Here is a 21,572-nt window from a genome sequence, read left to right as displayed (position 1 = left end):
CCACCACCGGCCACCTCCAACCACCACGCCCACCCTTGGAATTACTCATCGAGGCCGGGGAGGTGTCCGGGGCCCGCCTTCCGAGGGATGAGGAAGGCGGGCCCCGTTCCGGTGCGGGTCAGGCCTTGAGCAGGTCCTCCACACCGGTGCCCGGAAGGCTGACGGTGACCTGGGTGCCCCACGGGTCCTTGGCGGAAACGGACCGGCCGTCGTCCGCGAAGGCGGTGCCCTTGGCCTTCAGACGGGCGACCAGCGAGTCGAGGTCCTCGCGGGCCGGCACGGTGACCGCCACGTCGCCCAGGCCCAGGCGCGAGGCGCGCGGGCCCACTCCCCGGCTGTTCCACGTGTTCATCGCGACGTGGTGGTGGTAGCCGCCCGCGGCGGCGAACAGGGCTCCGGGGTAGCTGCCCACGGTGGTCTCGAACCCGAGGGTGTCCACGTAGAAGTCGCGGGCCCGGTCGATGTCGCCGACCTGTAGGTGGACGTGGCCGACCAGGCCGGGCAGGCGGGGCGCGGAGTCCACGACGCTCTGGTCCAGGTGTTCGCGCAGGAAGGCGTTGGGGTCCAGGTACTCGGTGGCCATGCGCAGCTCGCCGCCGGGGGCGTAGCTCCACTCCGAGCGCGGACGGTCGATGTAGAGCTCGATGCCGTTGCCCTCGGGGTCGGTGAAGTAGAAGGCCTCGCTCACCAGGTGGTCGGATGAGCCGACGAAGCGGCTGCGGCTGTCCTGGGCGGCGCGGTAGACCGTGGCGGCCAGGCTCTGCCGGTCCTCGAAGAGGAAGGCGGTGTGGAACAGACCGGCCTCGCGGCGGTCGACGGCGGGCAGGTCCGGGGTGGAGACGAGCCGGACCATGGGTGTGGTGCCGCGGCCCAGGACCCGGTGGACGCGGCGGCCGTTCGCGCGCTCCTCCACCGGTTCGAGGGCGAGGGCGTTCGCGTAGTAGGAGCTCATCAGTTCGAGGTCGCCCACGCGCAGGGTGACCGCGTCCATCGCGGTGTTCGGGTTGAGGACTCGCGCGATGTCGTTGTTCTGCCGGGTCGTCGCGTTGGCGGCCATGACCTGGTTCCTTTCCGCAGGGGTCCGGGTGGTGCCTCGTCGCCCCACTCGCTTGACCACAGCATACCTTCCCAGGAAGATATTAGCTAGTCACTTGATCTCTCAAATATTCGGCGACGGAGGAACCCCTTGACACCAGGCGCTTTCGAACCCGGCACGGGGCACGTGACAGAACACCGAGGGGCCCGCCTCGATGCCGAACAGCATCGCGGCGAGCCCCTCGGCGTGGCCGGACGCCGGTCGGTCGGTGGGCGCCACGCCCAAGGCGACGGCCAGGTCCCGGCAGGACATGCCCGAGCCCTTGAACACGTTGGGCCGGTCGGCGCGACGGGTGAGCTCACCACGCACCAGCGGGGCCGGTCCGACCAGGTCGTCGACGTTCAGGGTGCCCTCCCCGATGGCGAGCACCACGTCACCGCACTGCCGCGACCGCGGAAGTGGCCGGGGCAGGCAGCGAGGTCAGACCCACCCCGTCGACGAGCGCTCTCGGGGTGAGCGTCTTGGCGTCCATGAGCACGTAGACGGCCTGGATTCGGGCAGCCCCAGCGCGGGGTCGCCGGCCCGCACGTGCCGTCGCCGCGTGCGGCCGCCATCCACCCCGGCCTACAATAGAGATGTTCCTATCATCCAGATGTTGACGACATTTGGATCCCATCGTTGGAGAGGGCCGATCCGCGTGCCACCGGTGACCACACCACACGACCTACTCGTCCTGCACGGCCTGCGCGTCGTCGGGTTCTGCGGCATCGAACGCCTGGCAGAGGCCACCGGGCTGAACCACGACGACGTCGAGTCCGAGCTGATCGACCTGGCCGTGGCCGGTCTGGTCACGCGTACCCCCGGACCCTTCGGTGGTTGGGGCCCGACCGAGGCGGGCCGGATCTCCGATGCCGAGCGCGTCGGCGCCGAACTCGACCGAACCGGCGCCCGCGACCTGGCCGTGCGCACCCACGAGGCCTTCGAGGAACTCAACCCGGAGGCGCTCGACCTGTGCGGCGCCTGGCAGCTGCGTCCCCTCGACGGGGTGGTCACCGCCAACGACCACACCGATCCCGCCTACGACGCCCGAGTGCTGGCGGCCTTCGCCGACCTCGAACGCCGACGCGACGGCGTCTGCGCGGACCTGGCCCTGGCCCTGCCCCGGTTCGGACGTTACCGGGTGCGGCTGGCCGGAGCCCTGGAACGGGCCCACGCCGGTGAACTCGACCAGGTGGCCGACGCCACCGACTCCTTCCACACCGTGTGGTCGCAGTTGCACGAGGACCTGCTCGCCACCCTGGGGATCACCCGATGAGCCCCAAAGCGCGTTGGACGCGCCCGCTCACGGCGGACGAGACGGGAACCCCCGATCTGCTGGGCGCCAAGGCGCACGGGCTCGTGGGCCTGATACGGCTGGCACTGCCGGTTCCGGCGGCCTTCGTCGTCACGACCGAGGCGTGCCGCGCCTTCCTCGACTCCGGTGTGTTCCCCGTGGGGTTGGACGCCGAACTCGACGTCGCCCTCGCCCGGCTGGAGTCCGTCACCGGCCGGACCTTCGGCGCCCCCGACGCCGGCCCCGGCCCCGATCGCCGTCTGACGGTGTCGGTGCGCTCCGGGGCGAGCGTGTCCATGCCGGGGATGATGGACACCGTCCTGGGCCTGGGCACCGGTCCCGATCCCGGGCAGGAGGTGCGGGCGGCGATCCGCTCCGTGTTCGCCTCCTGGCACACCCCGCGCGCCCGCACCTACCGGACCCTGCACGGCATTCCGCACGACCTGGGCACCGCCGTCGTCGTGCAGACCATGGTGGACGGAGACCGGGACGAACACAGCGGGGCGGGGGTGACGTTCGGGCGCGACCCGAACTCCGGGGCGCCCGGCCCCTACGGCGAGGTGCTGTTCGGAAGTCGCGGCGACGCGGTGGTCTCCGGAGGTTCCCGCACCCGACCCCTGGGCGATCTGGCCCACCGCGAACCCGGGGTGTGGGCCGACCTGACACGTGCGCTGACGCTCGTCGAGAAGGACCTGCGCGACGCCTGCTACGTGGAGTTCACCTTCGAGTCCGGCCGGCTGTGGCTATTGCAGGCCCGCCCGGGCCGGTTCACGGGTGCGGCGGCCGTGCGTGTGGCGGTGGACCTGGTCGACGAGGGGACGTCGACCAGGCGGGAGGCGCTGCTCCGTGTGGCGCCCGCGCACCTGGAACGGGTACGGACCCCGCGCGTGGTGCTCGCGCCCGGTGTGGAACCGCTCGCCCGTGGAATCGGCGCGGTCCCCGGCGTGGTGACGGGTCGGGCGGCCACCACCTGCGCGGCGGCGGTCCGGATGGCGGCCCAGGGCCCGGTTGTCCTGGTTCGCCCGGAGACCTCGCCCATGGACATGAGCGGGTTGGCCGCGGCCGCGGGTGTGGTCACCGAACGGGGCGGGCCGGCCTCGCACGCGGCGGTCGTGGCGCGTTCCCTGGGCAGGCCCGCCGTGGTCGGCGTCGGCGCGCACACGCTGACCGACGGGGACGTCGTCACGGTCGACGGCACCGCCGGCCTGGTGGTCGCGGGCCGCTCGGAGGTGACGACCCGCACCGCGATCCCGCACCTGAACAGGTTGCTGGTCTGGGCCGACGAGGTCTCCGGCGAGGGTCCCGATCTGTCCGAGGTCGAACGGCTTCGCGCCGCCCAGCGGGTTCTCGATCGCCACCGACCCTGAACTCCCCGCACACCACTTCGTCCAAAGCATTGACGAAGTCGTGTGACGCCGGCAACGTACGCAGCACCTGCCAGGGGACGAGTGATCGGAGACCCACCGTGCATGACGACCGGCGGCTGATCGAGGCACGACTGGAACGGGCTCTGCGGGAACGGGTGTGGCCCGCGGTGCATGGAACATCGGTCCCCTTGGAGGTGGCGCGCTGGGACGCGCCCGGGGAACCGGTACCGGCGGCGGAGGGGATCGCCGCGCCCTACGAACCCGCCCAGGTGGGTGACGCGTGGGGGCCGGCGTGGGGCACCACCTGGTTCCGGATGCGCGGCCGGGTGCCCGCCGAGTGGGCCGGTCGGCGGGTGGAGGCGGTGGTCGACCTCGGCTTCGACGTGGGCATGCCCGGCTTCCAGAGCGAGGGGCTGGTGCACCGCGCCGACGGCACCGTGGTCAAGGGCCTCAACCCTCGTAACGCGTGGATTCCGGTCGGTTCCCCCTGCGACGGCGGCGAGGAGGTGGAGTTCCACGTGGAGGCCGCAGCCAACCCCGTCATCCTCGACGATCCGCCGTTCCAGCCCACCGAACTCGGCGGTGGGCGCGGCCCCGATGACGAACCCCTGTACCGGTTGGCCCGCGCCGACCTGGCGATCTTCGAGCACCGGGTGTGGGAGCTGGCCCTGGACCTGGAGGTGGCCGGCGGGCTGGCCCGAGAACTCGACGAGGGCGACCCCAGACGCTGGCGGCTGTCGCGCGCGCTGGGCCGCACCTTGGACGCGTTGGACCCACAGGACGTGCCCGGCAGCGCCGAGCGCGCCCGCGCGGTGTTGGCCCCGGAGCTGGCCTCGCCCGCCACGGCCGGAGCGCATCGGATCTCGGCGGTCGGGCACGCCCACATCGACTCGGCGTGGCTGTGGCCGCTGCGCGAGACCGTTCGGAAGGTGGCGCGCACCAGCGCCAACGTGGTGGGACTGCTGGAAGACCACCCCGAGCTGGTGTTCGCGATGTCGCAGGGCCAGCAGTGGGCGTGGCTCAAGGAGTACCAGCCGGGGCTGTTCGATCGGGTGGTGCGGGAGGCCGAGGCGGGCCGGTTCGTTCCGGTGGGCGGCATGTGGGTGGAGTCCGACACCAACATGCCGGGGGCGGAGGCGCTGGCCCGCCAGTTCGTGTTCGGCAAGCGGTTCTTCCGTGACGAGTTGGGGGTGGACACCCAGGAGGTGTGGCTGCCGGACTCCTTCGGGTACTCGGCGGCCCTGCCCCAGCTGGTGCGGTTGTCCGGGTCGCGTTGGTTCCTCACCCAGAAGATCTCGTGGAACCAGGTCAACCGGTTCCCCCACCACACGTTCTGGTGGGAGGGGTTGGACGGCACCCGGGTGTTCACGCACTTCCCACCGGTGGACACCTACAACGCGGAGTTGACCGGGGCGGAGCTGGCGCACGCCTCCCGCAACTTCCGGGACAAGGGCGGGTCCTCGTACTCGCTGGTGCCGTTCGGGCACGGGGACGGCGGTGGCGGACCCACTCGCGAGATGTTGGGCCGGGCCGCGCGGTCGCGGGACCTGGAGGGGTCGCCTCGGGTGACGATCGAGCACCCCGAGGAGTTCTTCTCGCGGGCGCACGCCGAGTACACCGACGCCCCGGTCTGGTCGGGCGAGCTGTACCTGGAGTTCCATCGGGGCACCTACACCAGCCAGGCGGCGACCAAGCAGGGCAACCGGCGTTCGGAGCACCTGTTGCGCGAAGCGGAGCTGTGGTCGGCCACGGCCGCGGTGCGCGTGGGTGCCGAGTACCCCTATGAGCGGTTGGAACGGGTGTGGCGGACGGTGTTGCTCAACCAGTTCCACGACATCCTGCCGGGGAGTTCGATCCAGTGGGTGCACCGTGAGGCCGCCGAGTCCTACCGGGAGGTCGCCGCGGAACTGACCGAGATCATCGAACGGGCACAGGCGGCTCTGGCCGGCGCCGAAAGCGCCGCCGGTACCGGCGGTGAGGGCGGTGAGGGCGACGAGGTGGTGTTCAACCCGACCCCCCACGAACGCGACGGGGTGCCCGCGCTGGGGGCGTCGCCGCGTTCTCGGGTCCCCTCCCCCACCGTCGAGGGCTCCGTCGAACCCACCCTGACCGGCGACGACGACGGGTTCGTCCTGGACAACGGTCTGTTGACGGCGCGGGTGGACCACCGGGGGCTGGTGACGTCGGTCCTGGACCGTTCTGCCGAACCCGAGGGCCGGGAGGTGCTCGCTCCTGGGCTACCCGGCAACCTGCTCCAGTTGCACCAGGACGTCCCGAACCAGTGGGACGCCTGGGACGTGGACGAGTTCTACCGCAACAGCGTCACCGACCTCACCGAGGTCGACTCGGTCACCGCGCTCACCACCGAAGAGGCCGCCGAGGTCGCGCTCTCCGAGGGCGCCGTGGGCGTGCGCGTCACCCGTTCCTTCGGGGAATCCTCGCTCACCCAGGTTCTGTCGCTGTCACCGGGCGCTCGGCGGATGGACGTGGACACCATCGTGGACTGGCACGAACGCGAGAAGTTCCTCAAGGCCGCCTTCCCGGTGGACGTGCGGGCGCACGAGTCGTCGTCGGAGATCCAGTTCGGGCACGTCAAGCGGCCCACCCACACCAACACCTCCTGGGACGCCGCCAAGTTCGAGATCTGCGCGCACCGCTGGGTGCACCTGGCCGAACCCGGCTACGGGGTGGCGGTGCTCAACGACTCCACCTACGGGCACGACGTCACCCGTGACGTGCGCTCCGACGGTGGGACCACCACGACGGTGCGACTGTCGCTGCTGCGGGCACCACGCTTCCCCGACCCCGAGACCGACCAGGGCGAGCACCGGCTCCGCTACGCGTTGGCACCCGGCGCGGAGATCGAGGACGCGGTGCGCGAGGGGTACCGGATCAACCTGCCGGTGCGTTCGGCGCCGGGCGCGAGCGCGGTGGATCCGCTGGTGGAGGTCGCCGATCCCGGTGTGGTGGTGGAGTCGGTCAAGCTCGCCGACGACCGTTCGGGGGACGTGGTGGTGCGCCTCTACGAGGCTCGCGGTGGGCGTGCTCGGACGTCGCTGCGCACCGGCTTCCCCGTGCGCGGGGTGCGGGCGGTGAACCTGTTGGAGGAGGACTACGAGGGCGCCCCGGAGCTGTTGTCGGCCGTGGCACCGGCCGACGGTGACGGTCGGGGCCCGCGTCTGGTGAACGTGGGTCTGCGCCCCTTCCAAATCCTCACCCTGCGCCTGGAGCTCTGATTCGTCCCGCCGGTCCCCGAAGCCCCGGGACCGGCGGGTCTCCCTCAGCCCTTCATGGCGCCGCCGAGGGCGAACCGGCCGCCCATGGCGCGGGAGACCACCATGTACAGCGCCACCACCGGCACCGTGTACAGCAACGAGTACGCCGCCAGTTCGCCGTAGCGCACGCTCCCGTACTGGCCGAAGAACGCGAACACGCGTACCGCCGCCGGCATCTTCTCCGGGCTGGTGAGCAGGATGAACGGCACGAAGAAGTTGCCCCAGGTGGTGACCAGGGTGAAGATCCCCACCACCGCCAGGCCGGGGGCCAGCAGCGGAGCCACCAGGTGGCGCAGGGACTGCCAGGCGGACGCCCCGTCCACCCAGGCGGCCTCCTCCAGGGCGATGGGGATGCCGTCGATGAAGTTCTTGGTCAGCCAGATCCCGAACGGCAGGGTGCTCGCGGCCAGGAACAGGGTGGTGGCGGTCAGCGAGTTCAACAGGTCGGCCTGCACGAACATCCCGTAGACGGGCACCATGATCGCGGTGATGGGCAGACCGGTGGCGAACAGGACCGAGTACAGGAACGGTTTGCGAAAGCGCAGGTTGTACCGGGACAGCGGGTAGGCGGCCGGCATGGAGCAGAAGGCGGTGATCACCGCCGCTCCCCCACAGGTCAGGACGCTGTTCCAGATCGGCCGGTAGACGATCTCGGGGGTCATGATCGCGGTGAAGTGGTCGAGGGTGAGCGCGGTGGGGAGTCCCGCGCGCAGGGAGGGTTCGGTGTCCACGGACGCGAACAGCATCCACAACATGGGCACCAGGAACACCACGGCCAGCCCGCCCAGGATCAGGTACGTCAGCAGGGTCGAGGCGACTCGGCCGGGCGCGCTCACCACCATCCGCGTTCCGGTGCGTGCGCCGGTCCCGCCGCTCCGCTCACGACTCATCGCTGTTCCTCCCTGCTGAGCATCCACACGTAGACGACGGAGAACAGGCCGGCGACCACCAGCAACGCCAGGGCGATCGCGGTGCCATAACCCAGGTCGCCCATGCGCAGCGCCTCCTGGTACATCAGCAGCGGCAGCGTGGTGCTGCGCGCGCCCGGTCCGCCGGAGGTCATCACGAAGATCAGCGTGAACACCTGCACGGTCTGCAACGTGATCAGGAGCAGGGTGGTGGCCAGCGTGCGGCGCAGCAACGGCAACACCACGTGCACCAGTACCTGGAAGGAGGAGGCTCCGTCCACCCTGGCGGCCTCCTTGAGGTCGTCGGGCACCTCCGACAGACCCGCCGAGTAGGTCATCATCGAGAAGGCGGTGCCCTTCCAGACGTTGGCCGACACCACCGCGAGCAAGGGTGCGGTGAACAGCCAGTTCTGCGGCTCCGCGCCGAAGAACCCGAGGACGGAGTTGAAGCCGCCCTCCCGTTCCAGGAACGCGTACCAGACGAACCCGGCCACGACCTCGGGGACCACCCAGGCGCCCACCACGATCGCGCCGACCGTGGCGCGCACCGCGCCGTGCCGGTCGTGCATCAGCAGCGCCAGGGTCAGTCCGAGCACGGTCTGCCCGAACACGCACCCCACCAGGAAGAGCACGGTCAGGAGGGTGGCTTCGCGGAAACGGGTGTCGGCGAGCAGGCGTTCGAAGTTGGCGAAGCCGACGAACTCGGTCTGCGCGGCCTGCGCGCCGGTGAGGGCGGCGTTGGTCAGGGACGCCCACACCGTCCACAGGATGGGGCCGGCGAAGAACGCCAGCAGCAGGAACAGGGCGGGGCCCATGGGCAGGACCCAGCGGGCCGAGAGCGCCCACCGCCGACCTCGGTGGGCCTCGGCCTTCCGGGTGGTCCGGTCGTCGCGGGTGGTCGTGACCGCCACCGGTCAGGAACCGTCCGTCACGTTGTCCGGGCCCACTATCGACTCCAGTTCCCGGGCGTAGAGTTCGGCGGCCTCCTCCGGGGTGGCCTCGCCCAGCATGACGACCTCCATGGCCTCCTGGATCGCCAGGGACACCCTCGGGTACTCGCTGTAGGCGGGCCGGAAACCGGTGACGTCGACGAGTTCGGCGAACCGTTCGGCCTTGGGCGCGGCCTCCAGGAAGCCGGGGTCCTCGGCGACGTCGGAACGCACCGGGATCTGGCCGCCCTCGACCGCGAACTTCACCGCGTTCTCCTGGTTCAGGGCGTGGGTCATGACCCGCCAGGCCAGATCAGGGTCGGTGGCGTGGGCCCCCATCGACAGGGCCCAGCCACCGGACATACTGCTCACGCCCGCGCCTTGCCCGTCCCGGGTGGGCATGGGGGTGAACTCCATGTGGTCCTCCCACTCCGGCCATGGCCGGTTGGCGTCCTCGATCCAGGACTGGGTGGCCCAGGGGCCCTCCAGGCTGATCGCCATCTCCCCACCCGGGAAGCGCTCCTCGTTGTTGACGGTGCCGATGTTGGCGTCCAGGGCGTCCTGTGGGGCGAGGGTGAGGTCCTCGTCGAAGACGGTCCGGACGAACTCCAGGGACTCGGTGAACCCGGTGCTGGAGGAGACCCACTGTTCGGAGGATTCATCGAACAGGCTGTCGTCGGTGCCGCGGAGCAGCATCTGGAAGCCTTGGAGGGATGCGGCCTCACCGGCGGGGGTCCCCGAGTAGACGTTGAGCGGGACCACCTCGTCGCCGAACTCCTCCCGCACGGCGCGGGCGGTGTCGAGCACCTCGTCCCAGGTGGCCGGTTCCCAGGGGAGTTCCACACCGGCCTGTTCCAGGAAGTCGGTCCGGTACCAGAGGCCGCGCACGTCGGTGCCGAGCATGACCCCGTAGCGGGTTCCGTCCAGCGAGGTGACCGCCTCGGCCTCCTGTTCGTTGAACCGTTCGGCGTCCTCCCAGGCGTCGAAGTGGTCGTCCAACGGCATGAGGTAGCCGGCGTCGGCGTCCTGGTTGATGGTGAACGTGTCCTGGTAGATCAGGTCGGGGGCCTCGCTCGCGGAGCCGTTCATGAGGTTGACCTGGGTCTGGTAGTCCTCGGCCTGCGCCTCGATGGCGTTGAGTTCCACGGTGACGTCGGGGTTGTCGGCCTCGAACTCCTCCTTGACCTTGCGCATCAGCGAGTCCATCGCGATGAAGGTCCCGAACTTCTGGTAGGCGATCCGTACGGTGTCGGCGTCCCGGGCCTCCCCCGAGGAGCAGCCGGCGGCGATCAGGGCCAGGAGTGCGGCGGCGGCCGCCGCCCGGGTGGTCTTCCGTGGAGTTCCCCTCATCGTGTACCCCTCACGCAGCGATGGCCGGGCGACCCGGGAGAGTGAGCCGTATCACATGCTTACTAAAAACCTTGGATAAAGACAATGGGGGAAGTCGGGTGAACCGGTGCGGTTACCCTCGGGTGGGACGGGCGGCCGGGTGTCCGCACCGGCAAGGCGGAGGGACTCCACGCATGCGCACCAGCACCAACCTGCTCTGGTTGGGCGACCTCAACCAGAGCAGGGTGCTCGACGCGGTACGCCGCTCCGACGGGGTCAGTCGGGTCGAACTGGCCGAACGGACCGGGCTGACCGCGCAGACGGTCTCCAACATCGTGCGGCGCCTGTTGGAGGACGGCCTGGTCCTGGAGGACGGCCGGGCCCTCTCGCGAGGCGGCAAACCGGCCACCATGCTGCGGCTCAACGCCGGCGCCTACTACGCGGTGGGCATGCACATCGACCCGGCCTCCACCACCCTGGTCGTCACCGACCTGGCCGGCCGGGTGGTGGCCCGCTCCCGCCGGCGCACACCTTCGGCCCAAGGTCCGCGCCGGGTCATCGACGCCCTGAGCCGTTCGGTGCGCGCCATCGTGGCGGACTCGCCCGCCCCCGACCGGGTCCTGGGGCTGGGGGTGGCCACGCCCGGGCCGATCGACCGTTCCGCCAGCGCCGTCACCCCACCCCACCTGCCCGGATGGCGGTCGGTCCCGCTCCGTGAGGACCTGTCCGAACGCACCGGGCTGGCCGTGGTGATCGACAACGACGCCACCGCCGCGACCATCGGCGAACGCTGGGCAGGGGGCGCGGAGCGTTCCGAGGACATGGCGTTCGTGTACGTGGGCACCGGCATCGGCGGCGGCCTGGTGCTGGACGGCGACGTGTATCGCGGCGGCACCTTCAACGCTGCCGAGATCGGTCACGTGACCGTGGACCCTCGGGGACCGGACTGCCCGTGTGGCGACCGGGGCTGCCTGGAGACCTACACGGCCCCGCACGCCGTCGCCACAGAGGCCGCCCGCCGACGCGGGGAGGACCGGGCGGACTACGGACGCGGACAGGCCCGCACGGTGGCGGCGTACCGGAAGGTGTGCCGGGAGGCGCGCGCCGGGGACCCGGTAGCCGCGGCGGTGGTGGGCGAGGCCGGTAGGCGCCTGGGCGACGCCGCGGTGACCCTGCTCAACCTGGTGGACGTCCCGGTGGTGGTGTTGGGCGGCTGGGGCATGTCGCACATCGGTGCGCTGTACGCCCGGGCGCTGGACCGCGCGGTGGCCGAACGCACCATAGCCCGCGGGGTGCGCCGGGTGCGGGTGGAGCCGTCCCTGATCGGTGAGGACGTCGGGGCCATCGGCGCGGCCACCTTGGTCCTGCACGCCGCCTACTCCCCCAAGTTCACCGCCGTCTGAGCCCCGCGCCCGAGTGGGGCTGGGGGCGCTGTGATCGGCCGGATCAGTGGTCGGGATAGACGGACTGGATGCGCTCGGCCACGTGGGCGAAGCCACCGCGCTCCAGGAGGTGCACCTGTTCCCGAACGAACGCGGCGCGCTCGGCCTCGCCCGGGACCGAGTCGATCAGCCCGCGCAGGATGGCGACCTGGACGTCCTGCTGCATGGCGGCCTCGTCCTCACCGGGGTCGGCGGGCCACCAGTAGCTCTCATAACCCTCGTCGTCGACGCCGCTGCCGGAGACGGGGTGCTCGAAGTGTTCGATGATCTGGCCGGACAGTTCCTCGATCGGCTCCTCGGTCGACGAACGCGCGGGCGAGGGCCTCGGGTCCGGTGCGGGGCCTCCGGGTACGGGCCCCGGTCCACTCGCCGGGGCGTCCCGCAGGACGGCGCGCACCGACTCGGCCTCGTGTTCGGCCTCCCACAGGGCCCGATCCTTGCGCAGGCGGACGATGCTCCTCAGGCGTTCCTCGTCCTCGTCCTCCAGGTCCACGCGCACGTCGTCGGCCCACACCTCGACGATGCCGTCGGCCACGGGGGACTCGTTGGCGAAGAGCGCGGTCAACTCGACCTCGACCACCCCACGGTCCTCCGGGCGGGTGTGGGCCAGGACCTCGCGGGCACGCAGCAGGATCGAGTGCGAAGCGGGACCGGCGGGGTTGCGCAGCCGCAGGTCGATGCGGCCGGCCCACCGCCAGTGCACCCGCGCGGAGAACACGAATTCGTAGTCGTCCTCGGCGCTGGGCAGCGCGGTGCGGCGCAGACGCACCCCGCGGGTACCGCTCTCACCACTCGGCGCCGGAACCGGGTCGGGTTCGTCGCCCCGGTCGGAGCCCCGGTCGGAGCCATCGCGCCGTTCCTCCACCTCGACGGATCGCGGTTCGACCTCGGGTCCGGTCGCGGACAGCGCACGCACCAGGGCGGGCCCGACTCCGGCCAGCACCGCCGGCCGCGCCAGGGCCATCCCCAGCAGTAGCAACGCCACCGGAATCCACACCAGTGCCCACAGCCCGACCAGCGGATACAGCACCGCCGGGACGAGCAGCACCACGACGACCGCCGCCAGGCGGGTGCGGGTGTAGGGGGCCACGGGTGTCTCCTCTTGCGGGGGGCAGGGGAATGACTTGGGAAGGTCCACATGCCAGTCTGCCCGAGAACGAGCGTGCTCGTGCCACCAATGCCGAGTCGTGCTCCCGCGGAGACCCTCCCGTGTCACCGCGGGAACCTCCCCCGCCGGCCAGGAGGAATCGGACCACTCTTCCAGGGTGGGGCGACTCGACCACAACTCGATAATGTTCAGAAAGGGCGGAATCAGAAAGGCCGTTCTTCTTTTTTCCGCGTTCTTTCGGCGGGGAATCAGGAAACTCCGGCCAGGGTGTGATCTGCGTTACCCACATGTCACCGAGGGGTGGAACGGTGTCCGAGGGTGGGTGATTCGGTGACGTTCGGGACAGGTCGCGTTCACTTCGGAACGACGGTTCGGAAAATTCTCACTGAAGCATTGCCGTGTCCGTACCAAAGGTTTCTCCGAACGCGCCACCATGGCCCAATGCGATCACCCGCTCTCCCCGCGCAGCCGCCCGTCCCTTCCTCAGGCAAGGGCGATGGGCGGACCGGAACCACCTTGACCAGGTTCCGACCCGAGGTACAAGGCCTTCGCGCCCTCGCCGTCCTGCTCGTGCTCGTCTACCACCTGGAGCCGGAACTGCTCCCCGGTGGTTACGTGGGCGTCGACGTCTTCTTCGTGATCTCGGGTTTCCTCATCACGTCGTTGCTGCTGCGCGAGGTCACCGAAAACGGACGGGTGTCGCTGGGGAGGTTCTACGTGCGGCGGGTGCGCAGGTTGCTGCCCGCGGCCACCCTGGTCCTCCTCGTCACGGGTGCGGTGTCGCTGGTGGTGCTACCGGTGACCAGGCTGGGCGACACCGCCTGGCAGCTGCTCGCCTCGGCCCTGTGGGTGGAGAACCTGTACCTGGCCGACCAGGCGTTGGACTACCTGGCGGCGGAGACCCCGCCCAGCCCGGTGCAGCACTTCTGGTCGCTTTCGGTCGAGGAGCAGTTCTACCTGGTGTGGCCGCTGTTGTTCCTGTTGTGGGCGTTGGCGGCGCGTTGGTGGCGGGCGGGGAACGGGGTGTTGACCGCCGTGCTCGGCACCGTGTTCGTGACGTCCCTGGCCTGCTCGGTCTGGATGACCCTCTCCGGTGACGCGGGCGCCTACTTCTGGCCGGTCACCCGAGCCTGGGAGCTCGCGGCGGGCGGGTTGTCGGCCGTGGGGATGTCCCACGGGTCGCTGCCGGAACGTCTGCGGCTGCCGCTGGGATGGCTCGGGTTGGCGGCGATCGTGGCATCGGCCCTGCTCTACGACTCCGGTACGCCCTTCCCCGGGTACACGGCGCTGCTGCCGATCCTGGGCTGCGTCGCGGTGATCGCCGCCGAGAGCCCCTCCGGACCGGCCGCCTCGGTCGTGTTGAGCACCCGACCGGCCCGGTTCTTCGGCGACATCTCCTACTCGCTGTACCTGTGGCACTGGCCCGTCATCATCTTCACGCCGGCACTGCTCGGTCGGGGCTCTCTCGGCCCGCTCGGTGTCGTGCTCGCGGCCGGGGTCTCGGTACTGCTCGCCTGGGGGACCAAGGTGTGGGTGGAGGACCCGGTGGCCCGGCACAAGCTCGTGCGCACCGGCCGCGCCGCGTTGGCGCTGGCCGTGTGCGGGATCCTGGCGGTGGCCCTGGTATCGGCCGCCGCCACGCACCGGGTCGGCCGGATGGCATCGGTCGAGTTCGACCCGTCCGTGCACGTGGGGCCCAAGGCGTTGGAGGGCGGGGCCCCGTCCTCGGAGATGCTCTACCCCTCCCCCATCGACGCCGAGGACGACGTGCCCCGCACCTACGACGACGGTTGCCACGCCGGGTTCGACGACGACGATCCCAGCGACTGGTGTGCCTACGGCCCCGACGACGCCGAGTCGACCGTGGTGATCACCGGCGACTCGCACAGCCTGCAATGGATCCCCGCCCTGGAGGAGCTCGGCGAGAAGCGCGGCTGGCGGCTGGTGATCCTGAGCAAGTCCGCGTGCGCGTTCACCGACATCCTGGTGGGACGGGACGGCGGACCCTACGAGAACTGCCAGGAGTGGAACCGCGAGACGGTCGACGAGATCCTGGAGATCGACCCCGACCTGGTGTTCACCAGTTCCTCGGTGAAGGGCAACCCCTACGGCCTCGGGGACGAGGGCCCCGAGGAGGTCCAACGGGTCATGGGTGAGGGCATGGCGCGACTGTGGGATGAGATCACCGAGGCGGGCGTGCCGGTACTGGCCGTACGCGACACCCCTCGGGTGAGCCAGGACGTGTTGGACTGCCTGGCCGCCAACATCGGGAGCCCGACGAAGTGCGACCGACCGATCGAGCAGGCCATGGAGACCGCCGACCCGCAGGAGGTGGCGGTGGAACAGGTCGAGGACTCCGAGATCGTCGACCTCACCGACCGGTTCTGTGTCGAGGACACGTGTTCGGTGGTGATCGGCAACGTGCTGGTGTACCGGGACTCCCACCACATCACCGAGACCTACGCGCGGCTGCTGAGCGACGACCTGGCGACGCGGATGGACCAGGCGTTGTCGCGGACCTCGCAGAAGTCCCTGCCGTAGATTCACCCCTTTTCCCCTTTATCGGAGAGAATTTTCTCTTCCGTTCCGACGAAGGATCGAAAACGACCTCCGAGTCGTTTCGCGAAAGGGTGTTTCGCCACGTTGGGACGGGGCCCTGCGAAGTATGCTCGTCGAATCCCGTCGAGCACCTTCGTCCCCATGGTGAAAGGCCGCCCGTTGGATTCCACCGACGCCCCCGCACTCCGGGGAACGACCGCCCGAGCACGGACACCGTCTCCACCTCGGGGCGTGACCGCACGGGTGGACGGATCACGCGTGGTGGTGACGTGGCGGCCGGACACCGATGCCGAGGGCCCGGTCGGCTACCGGGTGAGCCGCCGGACCGGTCACGGAGGCACCGCTCGTGAGGAATTTCTCGGTGAGGTGACCGGCGTCGAACTGGTCGACGACCGAATCGGCGCGGGCGTGGACGCCCACTACACGGTGGTGACGGTTCGGCAGGGACAGGTGTCGAAGGCCGCGGTGAGCACCCCGGCGATGATCGCGCCGGACGTGTCCGAGGTGCGGACGACGGTCGATGAGTCGGAGGTGGCGGTGTCCTGGCGTCGGCCACCGGAGGCGACCCGGGTGGAGGTGCTGCGCGGAGCCGGCGCGCCACCGCACGGCAAGGGCACCGGGGTGGTGTCGGTGGAGCACGACGGGTCGGGCTTTCGCGACACGTCGGTGCGCGCCGACCAGGAGTACTTCTACCGGATACGGGCGGTGTACCTGACCTCGCAGGGGTGGACTCGAGGTTCCCAGGGACTGTTGATCAGGGCGGTTCCAGGGCCGCGGGCCGAACCCGTGCGCGACCTTCGCGTCGATCCGGGCACAGGTGGTCGGGTGGCGTCCTGGACCCCGCCCGTACGGGGTCGGGTGAGGCTGTACGTGGGCCGGACCGCGACCGCGGCGACGTCGGGGGCTCCGGTGGCGGGCGAACCCGTCCAGGGGTCCGACGGTCGCCACCGGCTGTCGCTGTCCCTGCCGGCCGGGGTCTCCCACGTGGTGGCGATGACCGAGGACGGGGAGCGCCGGGTGGTGGGATCGCCCGTACGGGTGGTCGTCGCCCCGCCCGTGACGGGTCTGCGGGCCGAACGGTACGACACCGTGGTGCGGCTCGGCTGGTCCTGGCCTGAGCACGCCTCATCGGCTCTGGTGACGTGGGCGAAGGAGAGCGACGGGGAGCCCATCGGTTGGGAGCGCCGCACGCGCGTGCGCTACGACGCCGAGGGCGGGTTCGAGACGCCCATGGGTTCGGGCCCCCTGGTGGTGACGGTCCGCACCACCATCCACTCCGGGACCGACGAGGCGTTGAGCGTTCCCACGACCGTGCGCCTGCCCGGCCGCGTCGTCCTGGACTACCGGGTCGAACCGGTGGGGCTGCTGCGCCGCGAACGGCTGGTGCACCTGAGCGCGGACGTGCCCTGCCGGATGCCGCGGATCGCGGTCGTGTTCACCCCCGGTGAGGTGCAGCCGCACGCGCGCACCGGCCGGGACCGGGTGTTGTCGGTCCTGCCCTCACAGGACCTGGAGGCCGGTGAGCGGGTGTCGGTGCGGGTGCGTCCGCCGTGGGACGCCGCCCCCGGTTGGTTGACGTGCTTCCCCTTGGGCCCGGGCGACGACGTGCGCCTTCGCCAGCCCTCGGTCAGGGAGCTGCGACTGTGAACCTCGTCGTCCCCGCGAACCCGCTCACGGGGCCGCGTCTGGTGTGCCCGTACTGCTACTCGGTCTTCACCGAACGGCGGATCGGTTTCCGTTGTCCGGGACGTCCCGGACCCGACGGTCGGATGTGCGCCGAGGAGGAGGACCGGGCGCTGCGCGACCACCTGGGCCGCAAGGAACGGCTGCCTCCGGTGTTCGAAGCCGACGGTCGTCGTCCCCGTGCCCACTGTCCGCAGTGTTCGTCGGCGAGCGACCGACAGGTGTGCCTGGTCTGCCACTCGCGGCTGCCGGTGAACTTCGGGCGGATGCGCGGCCGCGTGATCGCCCTGGTGGGTGCCCGCGACTCCGGCAAGACCGTGTTCATGACCGTCCTCATCCACGAGTTGAAGCACCGGGTGGGCGCGCGTTTCCGGGCGTCGGTGGGCGGCGCGGACGACCACACCCGGCACCGGTTCGGCAGCGACTACGAGGCTCCCCTGTACGAGGAGGGCCGGCTGCTGCGAGCGACCCGGCGCACCGGGGCGGCCCGCGAACCCCTGGTCTTCCGGTACACCGGGCTGCGCCCCGGCCTGCTGCTGGATCGCCCGCACCACACGCTGCTGTCGTTCCTGGACACCGCGGGCGAGGACCTGCACGACATGGACAGCGTGGAGACCAACCTGCGGTACCTGCGCAACGCCGACGGGGTGATCGTGCTGCTGGATCCGTTGCAGATGAAGGGCGCCCGACCCTCGGCCGCGCCCGGAACACGGATGCCCGCGCTGGAGAGTCCGCGGAACCGGTCGTTCGACATGCTCGGCCGGGTCACGGACCTGCTGATGCGACGGTCCGACCACGTTCGGGGGCGGATCAGGACGCCTGTGGCGGTGTGCCTGAGCAAGATCGACGCGCTGCGCGAGGACCTGGACGAGGGCTCCCCGCTGCACCGACCCCAACCGGAGGCGCCCCACTTCGACGTCCGTGACGGCCAGGACGTGCACGCCCAGGTCCAACAGCTCCTGCACCGTTGGGGCGCGGCAGACGTCGACGTCCACGTGCGCACGCACTACGCCAACGCCCGGTACTTCGGGGTGTCGGCGTTGGGTGAGGGGCCCGACGAGGACAACGTGCTGCACGGCGGGGTGCGCCCCTACCGGGTGGCGGACCCGTTCCTGTGGATGCTCTCGGAGTTCGGGGTGGTCCCGGCGAAGGACCGCTAGGGAAGGGAGACGTGCGGGCGATGGGGGCGGCGCAGCTCTACTACACCTCGTGCGAACGCGGTCTGTCCGGCTGCGGCGGCTACCAGTTCAACGCCGCCACCCCGGGTGTGGACACGCGCGTGCTACGCGAGGTGGAGCGGTTCACCGTGTACGAACCGCCGAGGTCGATGCCGGCGGAGGAGGCCCACCGGCACCCGGTGAACCTGTGTTACTCCCCCGACCTGGGCGGGGCGCGTGTGCTGAGCCGGGTGGTATCCAGTGGGCACGATCCGTCCGGCCGGCCGGGCAACTACTTCGCGCACAGTCTCCTGTTGGACGGGGAGGAGGGGCCGCTGCCCGCCGAGTTGTGGGGGGCGGGGTTCTGGACGGGTCGGCCGGTGAGCGACCCCGACCTGCCCTGGCTCTCCCTCGTAGCGGGACCGTTGGACCGTGAGCGCACCGCGGCCTGGCTTCGGGGCCGGGACGAGGCATTGCTGAGTCGACTACTGGTGGCGGTGGACGCGGCCATCGACGGGGGTGCTCCGGTGCTGTTGCCGGCCCGGGACGAGGACGCGGCCCACTGGGTGGCCGCCCTGTCCCACCTGTTGCCGCCCCGGCGTGCCCGACGGATGTCCTTCGCCACCTACAGCGGTAGCCCGGAGGACGCCCCGGTGCACGTCGTGGCGGTGCCGCCGGAGACCGACACGTGCGGGTTGCGGGATCGCTTCGTCGTCTTCGGGGCTTCGGGGTTGGGGGCCGGCGACTTCGCCGCACAGGAGGTGGGAGGACCGGAGACCACCCCGGACACGCTGTCGGTGGTCTCGACCGTGCTGTTGACCGGTGTCAAGCTCGCCCCACGGCTCTGGGCCTCGGCCGGGCTCTACGCCTCCGGGTCCGAGGAGGGTCTTTCGACGTGGCGGCCACCGCTGGCGGCGGCCCGTCTGAGCGACGCCCGTGTCCCCGTCACCGAGCCCGACCTGCGGGTGATCCGCGCCTGGTTGCCCGAGGTCGTGGGCCGGTTGCCCGGCGGGCCTGCCCGGGAACTGTTGGGGCGGCTCCTCGATCCCTCCCTGGAACGGGCGGACGACGAGCCGGCACGGCTCCAGACGGTGGCGCACGCCTGTGGTTCGTGGGAGCTGATCGAACGGGCCGAAGGGCTGCTCGTTCGGCACTCCCTGGCCCGGATCGCGTCCGGTGCGCCCGCTCCCCCGGTGGCGACCATCCGATCTCCGCGCATGTCGTCCATGGCCCGGGACCGGGTGGCCGCGCTGTTGGACGGCGCCCTCGAACCCACACGCGTGGTGGAGCTGCTGCGCTGGATCCGGGCGGGCGGGGTGTGTCCGCCCGAGGCCGCGTTGGAGCGTTACGGGGCCGGGCCCCTCGCCCGAGCCCTGGCCGACGTTCCGCCGGGTCGTGAACTGGTCGAGCTGTTGGCGGCGCACGCCCCGCTGCGACGCGGGGTCGCGCGGGCGCTTGGTTCGTTGCCGTGTCGGACCCTCGCCGTGCTGGCCGCCGACCCCATCGGCGCGTTCTTCGCGGCGGATCGGGAGGTCTCCCCCTCCGTGTCGGTGCTACGCGAACTACGCGTGCTGCTCACCGGCACGGACACGGGTCCCCCGGCCACGCGGGCGTTGGCCGACTGTCCGGAAGCACTGTTCGACGCCTACCGTCGCATGGCCGCCGAGTGCCTGGCCCTGCCGCCCAGGTCGATCCTGGGCCTGTCCGCGCGGCCCTTGGAGGCAGGGCTCGTGGCACGGGTCTTCCTGATCGCCCGACGACTGTGCGAGCAAGATCCGGAGACGGCGATCGACCGGGGCCGCTCGCTCCTCCTCGACGTGCTGGAACCCGCCGCGCTCACCTGGTCGCGCAGGGACGTGGCGGCGGCCCGTCGGGCCTTCCACGACCCCGGGCGGAAGCGGGACTTCGACCGGTGGATGCGCGGCGTTCGAGAACGCGACACGGCGGACGGCCTGTTCGGGCTGCGCTTCGGAGGGAACCGATGAGAGCCGAAGAGGACAGGATCGTGGACGGTGTCGTGGGGGTGTTCGCCCTCCTGGTCAACACGGTGATCGTGGTGGTCGCCGCCGTTCTGGCCGCCGGACTGGTGTTCCTGGTGGTCCTGCACCTGCGGCGGATCCACGAGGTGCTGTATCGGGGTGACGGCCCCCGTGTGAGACCACCGGGACCCGAGGAATCCGCGTGGTCGGGATACCACGGCGGTCCCCTGTGGCGGGACCTGGCCGAGGTGCACCGCCGGGTCCACCTCGATACCGGCCCGTTCGTGGTGTTCCTGGCGCCGTTCCTGTGCTTGCAGCTGGTGGTCGCGCTGGTCCACTCCGCCGTGGCCTGGGCGGGGGTCGGCGTGCTACGGCTGGTGGACGGCGCGTCGCTGTTCGTGCGCCGGATCCGCATGGTGTGTCCGCGCTGCTTCGAACACATGCGCTACCCGTCCTATGCGTGCGACGGATGCGGCCGGCGACACCGAGACGTGCGGCCCGGGGTACGGGGTGTGTTCCGCCGCCGATGCGTGTGCGGAGGGGGTCTGCCCACACTGCTGTTGTTGGGCAGCGCCGACCTGCGGACCCACTGCCCGCACTGCGCCCAGGTGTTGGAACACCGGCCAGGTGAGGCCCGCGAGTTCCTGCTGCCGTTGTTCGGGGCGACCGGCGCGGGCAAGACCCGACTCACCCATGGCCTGCACGTGGCCTTGGCGTACGCCGCCGGGCGTCACGTCCGCGCTCGCGCTGTGGCGATGGGGCGTGAGACCGAACGGAGGTTGCGCGACGGTCGGCCCCGACTGGCACCCGACCACCGAGTGCCGCCCACCCCGCCGGGGCGTCGGGCCCGCGGGCTGACCCTGCGTGTGGAGGCCGACCGGTGCGCCCTGCTGATGCAGCTTTACGACACCGCCGGGGAGTGGTTCAACACCACCGACCGCACCGAGGACCTCACCTACATGAGCGAGGCCACCACGTTCCTACTGGTGTTGGACCCCCTGGCGGTCCCCGCCGTGTGGAACGCCCTCGGTCCCGACGAACGGCTGCGGCTCGCCGGCGACCGTTCCCAGGTGCCCGATCCCGAACGGGCCTACATGCAGGTCCGCGACCAAGTGCACCGGCGGTATCGCGCGCACGGCACGGGCCGGGCGCGGACCCGCCTCGCGGTGGTGGTGACCCGCGGCGATTTGCTCGCGCGTACCTCCCTTGACCCCACGGGAGTTCCGCCCCAACTGTGGCTGCGCGAGGTGATGGGCGTCGAGAACCTGTTGCGCGCGGCCCGGGCCGACTTCGGCACCGTGGCGACCTTCGTGACCAGTGTCGTCGTGGACCCCGACGGCCGACCGGACCCCAGCCTGACGGAACTGCTGCGCTGGGTGCTGGCCCGCGAGGCGTCGGCGTTCGGCGAGATGCTCACCGACCCGCTGAGGGTGCCGGTTCCCGACACCGCTCCCCTGGAGGCGTGAG

At 71.0% G+C, this 21,572-nt stretch carries 15 protein-coding genes; 9 read left to right on the top strand and 6 right to left on the bottom strand.

Annotated features, from left to right (window positions below):
* Positions 1-118: 118 nt before the first annotated feature.
* A complete protein-coding gene (locus NLI01S_RS00775) occupies positions 119-1,057 on the bottom strand; it encodes a VOC family protein (RefSeq protein WP_067597468.1) in 939 nt (312 codons plus the stop codon).
* 102 nt (positions 1,058-1,159) lie between these two features.
* Entirely contained in the window at positions 1,160-1,468 is a 309-nt protein-coding gene (locus NLI01S_RS26185; RefSeq protein WP_223809054.1) for a hypothetical protein, read from the bottom strand.
* A 274-nt stretch (positions 1,469-1,742) separates the two neighbouring features.
* Here NLI01S_RS26185 and NLI01S_RS00765 point away from each other — a divergent pair, with 274 nt between their 5' ends.
* The 3 genes from NLI01S_RS00765 to NLI01S_RS00755 all read left to right on the top strand — a co-directional run bounded on the left by NLI01S_RS00765 (position 1,743) and on the right by NLI01S_RS00755 (position 6,972).
* The gene (locus tag NLI01S_RS00765) at positions 1,743-2,351 is read left to right on the top strand and encodes a transcriptional regulator (RefSeq protein ID WP_223809053.1); all 609 of its coding nucleotides are present in this window, start codon (positions 1,743-1,745) and stop codon (positions 2,349-2,351) included.
* Positions 2,348-3,736, top strand: coding sequence for a PEP/pyruvate-binding domain-containing protein (locus NLI01S_RS00760; RefSeq protein ID WP_067597459.1), 1,389 nt, complete (start codon positions 2,348-2,350; stop codon positions 3,734-3,736). The genes NLI01S_RS00765 and NLI01S_RS00760 overlap by 4 nt, the downstream gene beginning before the upstream one ends.
* 98 nt (positions 3,737-3,834) lie before the next feature.
* Positions 3,835-6,972 carry an alpha-mannosidase gene (locus NLI01S_RS00755; RefSeq protein ID WP_067597456.1) on the top strand — a complete coding sequence of 1,046 codons (3,138 nt, stop codon included), beginning with the start codon at positions 3,835-3,837 and terminating at the stop codon, positions 6,970-6,972.
* A 44-nt stretch (positions 6,973-7,016) separates the two neighbouring features.
* Here NLI01S_RS00755 and NLI01S_RS00750 read toward each other — a convergent pair whose 3' ends face one another.
* The 3 genes from NLI01S_RS00750 to NLI01S_RS00740 all read right to left on the bottom strand — a co-directional run bounded on the left by NLI01S_RS00750 (position 7,017) and on the right by NLI01S_RS00740 (position 10,198).
* Positions 7,017-7,901, bottom strand: a complete 885-nt coding sequence (locus NLI01S_RS00750; RefSeq protein ID WP_067597453.1) for a carbohydrate ABC transporter permease — start codon at positions 7,899-7,901, stop codon at positions 7,017-7,019.
* Entirely contained in the window at positions 7,898-8,734 is an 837-nt protein-coding gene (locus tag NLI01S_RS00745) for a carbohydrate ABC transporter permease (RefSeq protein WP_084392219.1), read from the bottom strand. The genes NLI01S_RS00750 and NLI01S_RS00745 overlap by 4 nt, the downstream gene beginning before the upstream one ends.
* Before the next feature lie 99 nt (positions 8,735-8,833).
* Positions 8,834-10,198 (bottom strand): extracellular solute-binding protein, encoded by a 1,365-nt coding sequence (locus tag NLI01S_RS00740; RefSeq protein ID WP_067597447.1) that lies wholly within the window; start codon positions 10,196-10,198, stop codon positions 8,834-8,836.
* 173 nt (positions 10,199-10,371) lie between these two features.
* Here NLI01S_RS00740 and NLI01S_RS00735 point away from each other — a divergent pair, with 173 nt between their 5' ends.
* Positions 10,372-11,580, top strand: coding sequence for an ROK family transcriptional regulator (locus NLI01S_RS00735; protein WP_067597445.1), 1,209 nt, complete (start codon positions 10,372-10,374; stop codon positions 11,578-11,580).
* Positions 11,581-11,623: 43 nt separating this feature from the next.
* Here NLI01S_RS00735 and NLI01S_RS00730 read toward each other — a convergent pair whose 3' ends face one another.
* Complete coding sequence (locus tag NLI01S_RS00730) at positions 11,624-12,709, bottom strand: hypothetical protein (protein WP_067597441.1); 1,086 nt, start codon at positions 12,707-12,709, stop codon at positions 11,624-11,626.
* A 459-nt stretch (positions 12,710-13,168) separates the two neighbouring features.
* On the opposite strand from NLI01S_RS00730, the gene NLI01S_RS00725 reads away from it, so the two are divergent.
* The 5 genes from NLI01S_RS00725 (at position 13,169) to NLI01S_RS00705 (ending at position 21,571) form a co-directional block, all read left to right on the top strand.
* Complete coding sequence (locus NLI01S_RS00725; protein WP_084392214.1) at positions 13,169-15,268, top strand: acyltransferase family protein; 2,100 nt, start codon at positions 13,169-13,171, stop codon at positions 15,266-15,268.
* A 249-nt stretch (positions 15,269-15,517) separates the two neighbouring features.
* Entirely contained in the window at positions 15,518-16,933 is a 1,416-nt protein-coding gene (locus NLI01S_RS00720) for a hypothetical protein (RefSeq protein ID WP_067597435.1), read from the top strand.
* A complete protein-coding gene (locus tag NLI01S_RS00715; RefSeq protein WP_067597432.1) occupies positions 16,930-18,129 on the top strand; it encodes a TRAFAC clade GTPase domain-containing protein in 1,200 nt (399 codons plus the stop codon). Before NLI01S_RS00720 ends, NLI01S_RS00715 begins: the two co-directional genes overlap by 4 nt.
* Positions 18,130-18,149: 20 nt before the next feature.
* On the top strand, positions 18,150-20,111 hold the full coding sequence (locus NLI01S_RS00710; protein WP_067597429.1) for a GTPase-associated protein 1-related protein: 1,962 nt from the start codon (positions 18,150-18,152) through the stop codon (positions 20,109-20,111).
* Complete coding sequence (locus tag NLI01S_RS00705; protein WP_067597426.1) at positions 20,108-21,571, top strand: TRAFAC clade GTPase domain-containing protein; 1,464 nt, start codon at positions 20,108-20,110, stop codon at positions 21,569-21,571. Before NLI01S_RS00710 ends, NLI01S_RS00705 begins: the two co-directional genes overlap by 4 nt.
* Position 21,572 lies beyond the last annotated feature (1 nt).

The organism is Nocardiopsis listeri NBRC 13360 (genome assembly GCF_001570765.1).
GTDB classification, from domain to species: Bacteria; Actinomycetota; Actinomycetes; order Streptosporangiales; family Streptosporangiaceae; genus Nocardiopsis; species Nocardiopsis listeri.
Note: the sequence above shows the minus strand (reverse complement) of the source record. Positions and strands in the feature narration are given on the sequence as shown.